Raw genomic sequence first — 7,979 nt, 5'->3', positions numbered from 1 at the left:
AGTCTTGATGAAGTCGGCTCTTCAGGAGCATCTCGGAGGCGAACACCAGCGGGAACGCCGGGCCGCTGCGGTCGTCGTCGACGATGTAGTCGCACACCACCAGCGCCCCGCCGGGCCGCAGGGCCTGCCGCAGCCGGGTGAAGACCTCGATGTTGCTGCCGGGGCCTTCCTGGTGCGCGATGTGGGAGTACAGCGCCACGTCGTAGACGCCGGTGCCGAAGTCGGTGGTGTGGAAGTCCCCGTCGATGGTGGTGAACCGGTCCGACAGGCCCCGTTCGTCCATCAGCGAGCGGGCGATGGCGTTGATCGGCGCCCAGTCCAGCTGGGTGGCGTGCGCGGCGGGGTTGGCCTGCAGCCAGGTCGCCGCATACACCCCCGAGCCGCCGCCGACGTCCAGGATCTCTTGCGGCCCGGCGCCGGCCAGGTCCAGCACCCGGGCCGCCACACGCGCCGCGGGCACCGACTGCGGGGCGATGGCCAGCACCAGCTCCCGCCAGTGCGGATTGTCGGCGACCTCCACCACCGCGTCGGTCACCGGCCCGCCGGCCCGCACCACCTGCGGCAGATCGGCCAGCGCACCCATGTGCTTGAGTTTCAGCCGCGCGAAGGCCGCCAGCGAGACGGGGCTGTCCTCCACCAGATACGTCGCGGCCGCGGGACCGTTGACATACCGGCCCCCCTCCAGCTCCACCAGGCCCAGTGCGACCAGCGCGTCCAGCAGCGCCTGCGCACCGCGCTGCGAGATCCGCGCCGCCGCCGCCAGGGCGTCGGCGTCGGCCGCACCCGCGGCCAGATGCGTGAACAGCCGGTGCTCGCAAGCCGCCGCCAGCACACCGGTCGCCCAGTAGCCGTTGATCAGCCGCAGCACCCCGTCCGGACTCGGCACCTGCCCCACCCCACCGGCCGGACCGGCGAGAGCGGGGGCGGGGGCGGACTGCCAGGACGCGTCCAGCGGATGCCCCGCTGCCGCAGCGCCGGGACCGGCGGCGGGGCCGGTGGCGGGGTCGGGGGTTGCGGGGGTTGCGGGGGTGGTGGTCATGCTGCTCCTCCCACCAGGCCGGCCGGGGTGTGGGCGGCGACCGCGCTGATCAACGCGTCGGCGACCTGCTCGACCTGGCTGTCGGTCAGTTCGGCGTGCATGGGAATGGCCAGGCTGCGGGCGAACAGGTCCGCCGAGACCGGGCAGGACTGCCCGGAGGCGAAGACCGGCTGCAGATGACTGGCCCACGCCCCGTGCCCGCAGCCGATGCCCTGACCGCGCAGCTGGGCGGCGACCCCGGCCCGGTCCACCCGCGGGTCCAGGGTGATCAGGTAGGACTGCCAGGCGTGGGTGCGGTCCTGCGGCACGTGCGGCAGCCTCAGCAGTTCCTGGCCGGCCAGCAGCTGCCCGTAGGCGTCGGCGACCGCGCTGCGGCGCGCCAGCAGCTCCTCGATCCGGCCCAGCTGCACCGACAAGATCGCCGCGGCGATGTCGGACAGCTTGAAGTTGTAGCCGATCTCGGTGAACTGCGGGATCGGCAGGCCCACCACCGACCCCATGTCGAAGATCGAGCCGATACCGAACGACGACCGCAGCCGCACGTCCGCACCGACCTTGGGATCGGCGGCCAGCACCGCACCGCCCTCACCGCAACTGGCGCCCTTGCGGCCGTGGAAGGACAGGCAGCCGATCTCGGCCAGCGCCCCGGCCGGCGCACCCCGGTAGGTCGCGCCGACCGCGCAGGCCGCGTCCTCGACCAGGAACAGCCCGTGCCGGCCGGTGATCGCCCGCAGCTCGGCGTAGTCGGCCGGAAGCCCGAGGGTGTCCACCGCGATCACCCCGACCGTGCGGTCGGTGACCAGATCGGCGACCGCCTGCGGATCCACCGTCCCGGTGTCGGCCCGCACATCGGCGAAGACCGGGACCGCGTCCAGATACCGCACCGCCTGCGCCGGGGCGGGGAAGGTGTAGTCCGCGACGATCACCTCGTCGCCCGCGGAGACCCCCAGCGCCATCAGCGCCAGATGCAGCGCGGCCCCGCAGTTGCTGACCGCGACCGCGTCCCCGACCTGATAACGCTGCGCCAGCTGCGCCTCCAGGCGCTTGCCCGCCGGACCCTGCCCGGCCGGCCAGCCGGAGGCGAACACCTCCGCCACCGCCGCCAGTTCCTGCTCCCCCAGCGACGCGTGGACCAGCGAAATCGCGTCCATGCCCGGCTTCACCTCCCGTCCTTGAGCCCACCCGGCCCGCCCGGGACACCCGGCACGGGCGGCGCGGGCGGCTGGTAACGCAGCGGCGTGATCTGCGCGACGTCGTAACGCGACCGCATCTCCTCCACCGCCCGCGGATCCACCCCGTCCGCGCCCCGCGACCAGATCTCGGCGATCTCCTCGAAATACCGCTCGTGATCGGGCGAGGGAAAACAGGTGAACAGCATCCGCGCCGGCACATCACCGGCATTACGGAACGCGTGCGGCACACCCGACGGCACGAGCATGCTCGACCCCGCACCCGCCCGCACCGCCTTGTCGCCCTGCTCGGACTGCCACAGATGCCAGTCCCGCGCGCTGCGCCGCACCGGCTCGAACGCCAGCAGCTCCAGCTCGCCGTCCAGCACGTAGAAGAACTCCTGCGACCGGGCATGCACATGCGCGCCCACGTCGAAGCCCGGCGGCACCACGACCTCGAACACCGACACCGACGAACCCTGCGCACCGGTGGCCTTGAACGTCACCTCCTGCGCCGGAGTGACCAGCCGCCGGCCCGCACCCGGACCCAGCACCAGACCCGTCACCCCACACCACCCCCCACCACCGGCAGCCGCGACCAGGAGTCCCGCAACGTCAGCAGCGAGGTGCGGAACGCCAGCGGGACCGGGGACAGCGGGACCGGGGACAGCGGGACCGGGGACAGCGGGGCCGGGGACGCCGGGGTGCGGGACGGCCAGGCAGTCGCGGTCAGAGGCGCCGGGGACGCCGGGGTGTTCATCGCACCTCCTGCGTGACGTCGTCGGCCCAGGTGCCCAGCGCCATCTCCGCGGTGATCCCCGGACCGAACCCGGCGATCAGCCCCGTCGCGCCGACCGCCGGCGGGTCCTCCTCGAACAGCCGCCGCGCGGCCTCCAGCACCACCGCCGAGGCGATGTTGCCGTACTGCGTCAGCGTCGCCCACGAGTGCCGGAACACCTCCCGGTCGACCTCCAGGAACTTCGCCAGGTCGTCCAGGATCCGCGGGCCGCCGGCGTGCACCAGATAGAAGTCGAGGTTGCCCGCCTCCCAGCTGTGGTCCTTCGCCAGCTCCCGCAGCACCGGAGCCAGCGGCTCCATCGTGCCCGGCACCCGCTTGTCGAGCTGGAAATGGAACCCGGTGTCCCGCACCGCGTAGGAGATCCACTCCTCGGTGTTCGGGATCAGATACGAGGCATTGCGTTCCAGCTCGATGCCCCGGCCACCCGACCCGCGCACACACGCCGCGGCCACCGCGTCACCGAACAGCCCGTCCGACAGCAGCGACCCGATGTCATCGGCACTCGGCTGGTAGCACAGCGAGCACAACTCGCACGAGACGATCAGCGCGTTGCTGCCCGGATGCGCCAGGCAGAAGTCGTGCGCCCGGTTGATCGCCGCGCCGCCCGCCGCACAGCCCAGCTGCGCGATCGGGATCTGCCGGGTGTCGGAACGAAAACCCATCTTGTTGATGAGCCACGCCGTCAGCGACGGCATCAAGAACCCCGTGCACGACACATAGATGATCACATCGATGTCCCGGGCCGTCAGTTCCGCGTTCGCCAGCGCCTCCTCGATCACCTGCGGGCAGCGCTTCTTCGACTCCACCTCATAGATCCGGTTGCGTTCGGCGAACCCCGGATGCCGCAACGTCATCTCGATCGGCTGGACGATGTGACGCTTCTTCACACCCGTGTTACGGATCAACCGAAGCGCCAACGGAAGCTGCGGCTTGCCGGCATGCGCTTTCTCGGCAAACTCCAGCGTCTCTTCCACCGTGATCACATGTTCCGGCGCGCTCATAGCCGGCTTGCATAGCCTTGCCATTATCCGGAATCCACTTCTCTCGACAGCAAGGGCAGTGGAACGACGAGCCCACGACAAGCCCCCAACGGCCTGCCAACCCCCCTCCTCAACCCCGAACCCCCCCACACCCTCCGCCCGCACCACCACCCGCGACCGCCGCCCCGGACCGTTCGCCCGGGAGCGTTCGCCCCGGACACAGGACCCGGCAGCACAGCCATGCGCCCCGGCGCCCCGGCGCCCCGGCGCCCCGGCACCCGGACACCCGGGCACCCGGGCACCTGGGCACCTGGGCACCTGGGCGGCAGGTACGGCACGGCGCGGGAACATCCCCGGCAGTGACGCCTGCACAGCACCGGCCCCCGCCCACCCCTCCCCCACCGCAGCAAAAAGCAGGGGCTGAAAGCGCGGTGGCCGGGGTGCCGTGGTCGGGGCGCGGGGAGCTGAAATGCCGGACCCGGGACCCGGGACGCGGGACGCGGAATACGAGGTGCGGGGTGCGGGTGCGGGGTGCGGGGTGCGGGATGTCCGGGCCACGGAAAAAGAGCGGGGGTTGTCCGCGGGGGATCTTTTGCGGCCCGGACGGAATCAGCGGCCCGGGCGGATGCGGCGGCCCGGATTTCCCGTTCCCGCCGCCGGGCGCATACACCGCCCGGCGGGTTTTCCGCCGCGGGCGGGCCCGCGAGGGGATAAGGAGGACGGAAGAAGGGGGTGTGCACGCCCCCGCGGTTTTTCCGGCCGACCGGCGCCGGCGCCGTATCGGCCCACTGCCCCGTTCACTGTTTTCGGGCAGGGAAGGCGTGCGGAAATCGTGACACTGCGGCCACTGCCACGCCAAGGCCACCAGGAAGTGACGTGGATCACACGCATGGGGGGTGTGTGCAGCGGCCACCGAAACCGCCCTGGTGACAGCACCCCCCACCCCCCGCGGCCGGCCGAGGCGCGATCGGCAACCCCTGGACAACCACTGGGAAACCGGTCGAGCCGCATCCCACCCCGCGGTCCCCGCGAGCACCCGGCCGGGGGCGGACGTCACGCAATCCGCCCCCGCGCGCCGCCCACCCGCACACCGCCCGCCCGCCGGCGGCCCGACGACGAAACCCCGCCGCCCCGCCGCCGCCGGGCCGCCGTCCGGACCGGGTGTCGGCCGCCATCCGGAACCGCACCCCCCGACCGCGACGAGGACGCGCCCGGGGCCGCGACGGGGCCGGCGGCCCCGGGCCCGGGCACGGGCGTGTGCCGGGCACGGGTCGGGCCGGGGCGGCAACTGCCGTGCCCGCAGCAGTCCTTCACCCCGCGCCCGCGCCCGGACCCGCGCGGCGGGGCGCCGGCGCGGCGGGTGCGGCGGGGGCGGCGGCAGCCCGGGCGGGCGCGGGGCAGACGGAAGGGCGGCGGAAGGGCGGCGGAAGGCGGGCGGGGTGTGCGGGGGCGGGGTGGGCGGGGTGCGGCAGTGGGGTGGGCGGGGCTGTCGGGGGCGGGGGAAGATGAATCGCATCCGTCCATCACGGCACATCCGTCCCGCCCGTTACAGCAGGTCGCGGCGGGTACGGGCGGCGCGCGGGCGCGCCGGGGCGGGTGGGGCGGGCCCGCCGGGCGCTGCAGGGCCGCTCGAGAGCGGCTGGGGCCGCGGTCCAGAGGCGGTGCAGGGCTGCTTGCGGCACCCGCCGCGCGCTCGGCGCCCGCGACACCATCGGAGACCTGATCACGCTCCGCATCTTGACGACCACGCAACACAACGGGAGGAAGCATGAACATCAACGTGCTGGGCTCGCTGGATGCCGACGTCAACGGGGTCTCGATCGTCCCCAGCGCGGGCAAGCCCCGGCAGATCCTGGCGCTGCTGGCCCTCCACCCCGGCCGGGTCGTGCCGGTGCCGACCTTGATGGAGGAGGCCTGGGGAACCGACCTGCCGCCCAGTTCCCTGACCACCCTGCAGACCTACATCCTGCAACTGCGGCGGATGCTGGGCGCGGCGATGGGCCCGCAGGTCGCGGTGTCGGCCAAGGACGTGCTGGCCACCCGGCACGGCGGCTACCTGCTGCAGATACCCGCCGAAGCCGTCGACGTCTACCGCTACGAGCGCCTGGTCACCGAGGGCCGCCGGGCCTTCGAGGAGGGCAAGGACGAGGCCGCGGCCCACCTGCTGCGCCAGGCACTGCAACTGTGGCAGGGCCCGGCCCTGGTCGACGTGCGTGTCGGACCGGTGCTGGAGATCGAGGTGATGCGCCTGGCCCAAAGCCGCCTGGTGGCCCAGGAACGGTGGATCGACGCCGAACTGCGGCTGGGCCGGCACGTGGAGATGATCGCCGAACTCACCGACCTGATCGCCCGCCACCCCCAGCACGAAGGACTGCACTCCCAGGCCATGGTCGCCCTCTACCGGTCAGGCCGGCAGGCAGCCGCCCTGGACGTCTACCGCCGCATGCGGCAACGCCTCATCGACGAACTCGGCGTCGAACCCTCTCCCCAACTCCAGCGCATGCACCAGGCCATGCTCGCCGTCGACCCCCGCCTGGACATCACCGCCGGCCCCCGCCGCACCTCCACCTTCGACCTCTACGCCGCCTGACCCCCCCACCACCCGAGCTCGCGGCACGCGGGATCCGGCAAGGACCAACCCCCTGACGGCCCTTGCACCCCCCCGGCCGGCACCCCCAACGCCACCGCCCCGTCCGGACAGCACCCGCTGCCCGCACGGGGCGGTGGCGTCCCACCCCGAAAACGATCACCAGCCGGCAGGCAACGGTCCACAGTCGGCGACCGGTGGGCGAGGGACCACGGTCAGCGGCCGGGCAGTGGGCGGCGGCCGGCAGTCAGCACGGCGAAGGCCGGCGAGCAGTGAACCGCCCTCACGCAGCGGCCGAAGGGGCCAGGCGGGCGACGGAGCGGCCAGCACGGCCGCCGGTCGGCGAGCGGCGGGCACCCGAGCGGCGGGAGGTGGGCGGCGGGGGTCGGCGCGGGCGGACGCTGAGCCGGGGGCCGGGGGCCGGCGAGCAGCGAACTGCCTGTACAGCAGCCGCCGATGGCGAACAGCCATCGGGCGGGCGACGGAGCGGCCAGCACGGCAGCCGGTGGGCCCGGGCGCCGGGCACCCGAGCGGCGGAAGGTGGGCGGGAGGGCGCTGGACCGGGGCCGGCGAGCAGTGAACCGCCCTCACGCAGCGGCCGAAGGGGGGCAGGCGGGCGACGGAGCGGCCAGCACGGCGGCCGGTGGGCGAGCGGCGGGCACCCGAGCGGCGGAAGGTGGGCGACGGCGGTCGGCGCCGGCGGACGCTGAACCGGGGGCCAGTGGGCAGCGAACTGCCCTTACCGCAGCGGCCGGTGGCGAACAGCCGTCGACGGGCGGCGGAGCAGCCAGCACGGCAGCCGGTGGGCGAGCGGCGGTCGGCACGGGCGGGCGCTGGGCCGGGGGCCGGCACGGGCGGGCGCTGGGCCGGGGGCCGGGTGCCGGCTGCCGGGTGCCGGGGGCCGGGGGCCGGCGAGCAGCGAACTGCCTGTACAGCAGCGGCCGCTGGCGGCCAGCCCTCGGCGAGCGGCGGGCGTTCAGCGGTGTGCGGCAGCGCGGTGGGGCCCGCGGGGCGGTCAACGGTGGGGTGGTCGGCGTGAACGGCCCGTGCGTCAGCGGCGGTTGGTGCTGTGGCCGGTCCCCGGCCGTGGCCCGCTCTCCGGGCGTGGCTGCGCGGGTGGAGTGCGGCGGCACGGGTTCGGCACGGCGGCCGGGTGGATGGGGCGGCCTGGTCCGCCACGGGGCAAAGTCCGAGGCGGGACAGGGACCGGGGGCACGGGTTCGGGCACGGCAGCCGGGGGGCACGGGTTCGGGCGCGGCCGCGCGGGGCTGGGTGCGGTGCCGTCAGGGGCTCGGCGGTGCGGCGGGGCCCGGGGCGGCCGGGCCCCGCCGTGGAGGGGACACCCCCGGGCATGCCGGGGGCCGTCACGGGACAACGCGGGGCGGGGGTCGGGGGCGGGGCGCGC

Annotated in this window: 6 protein-coding genes; 1 reads left to right on the top strand and 5 read right to left on the bottom strand. The window is 74.4% G+C overall.

The window, feature by feature from the left end; genetic code table 11:
* From K7862_RS36725 to K7862_RS36705, 5 genes are all read right to left on the bottom strand, one after another.
* Positions 1-1,039: class I SAM-dependent methyltransferase (locus K7862_RS36725; RefSeq protein ID WP_262414370.1), on the bottom strand; the 1,039-nt coding region annotated here is incomplete at its 3' end.
* The gene (locus K7862_RS36720; RefSeq protein WP_222970081.1) at positions 1,036-2,190 is read right to left on the bottom strand and encodes a DegT/DnrJ/EryC1/StrS family aminotransferase; all 1,155 of its coding nucleotides are present in this window, start codon (positions 2,188-2,190) and stop codon (positions 1,036-1,038) included. The genes K7862_RS36720 and K7862_RS36725, both read right to left, overlap by 4 nt.
* Positions 2,191-2,198: 8 nt before the next feature.
* Positions 2,199-2,774 carry a cupin domain-containing protein gene (locus K7862_RS36715; RefSeq protein ID WP_222970079.1) on the bottom strand — a complete coding sequence of 192 codons (576 nt, stop codon included), beginning with the start codon at positions 2,772-2,774 and terminating at the stop codon, positions 2,199-2,201.
* A complete protein-coding gene (locus tag K7862_RS36710) occupies positions 2,771-2,968 on the bottom strand; it encodes a hypothetical protein (RefSeq protein WP_222970077.1) in 198 nt (65 codons plus the stop codon). The genes K7862_RS36715 and K7862_RS36710 overlap by 4 nt, the downstream gene beginning before the upstream one ends.
* Positions 2,965-4,032: a type III polyketide synthase gene (locus tag K7862_RS36705; protein ID WP_222970083.1), complete on the bottom strand. Its 1,068-nt coding sequence runs from the start codon at positions 4,030-4,032 to the stop codon at positions 2,965-2,967. The genes K7862_RS36710 and K7862_RS36705 overlap by 4 nt, the downstream gene beginning before the upstream one ends.
* Before the next feature lie 1,723 nt (positions 4,033-5,755).
* Between K7862_RS36705 and K7862_RS36700 the strand changes: the two genes are divergently transcribed.
* Positions 5,756-6,577 (top strand): AfsR/SARP family transcriptional regulator, encoded by an 822-nt coding sequence (locus tag K7862_RS36700; protein ID WP_222970075.1) that lies wholly within the window; start codon positions 5,756-5,758, stop codon positions 6,575-6,577.
* Positions 6,578-7,979 lie beyond the last annotated feature (1,402 nt).

Source organism: Actinacidiphila acidipaludis, from assembly GCF_019890725.1.
GTDB classification, from domain to species: Bacteria; Actinomycetota; Actinomycetes; order Streptomycetales; family Streptomycetaceae; genus Actinacidiphila; species Actinacidiphila acidipaludis.
This window is presented reverse-complemented; position numbering and strand designations above follow the sequence as displayed.

What these genes read in the sequence shown, in the direction of transcription:
- K7862_RS36720 (WP_222970081.1), bottom strand. Translation starts at nt 2,190, where the DNA reads ATGGACGCGATTTCGCTGGTCCACGCGTCGCTGGGGGAGCAGGAACTG.
- K7862_RS36710 (WP_222970077.1), bottom strand. Translation starts at nt 2,968, where the DNA reads ATGAACACCCCGGCGTCCCCGGCGCCTCTGACCGCGACTGCCTGGCCG.
- K7862_RS36705 (WP_222970083.1), bottom strand. Translation starts at nt 4,032, where the DNA reads ATGGCAAGGCTATGCAAGCCGGCTATGAGCGCGCCGGAACATGTGATC.
- K7862_RS36700 (WP_222970075.1), top strand. Translation starts at nt 5,756, where the DNA reads ATGAACATCAACGTGCTGGGCTCGCTGGATGCCGACGTCAACGGGGTC.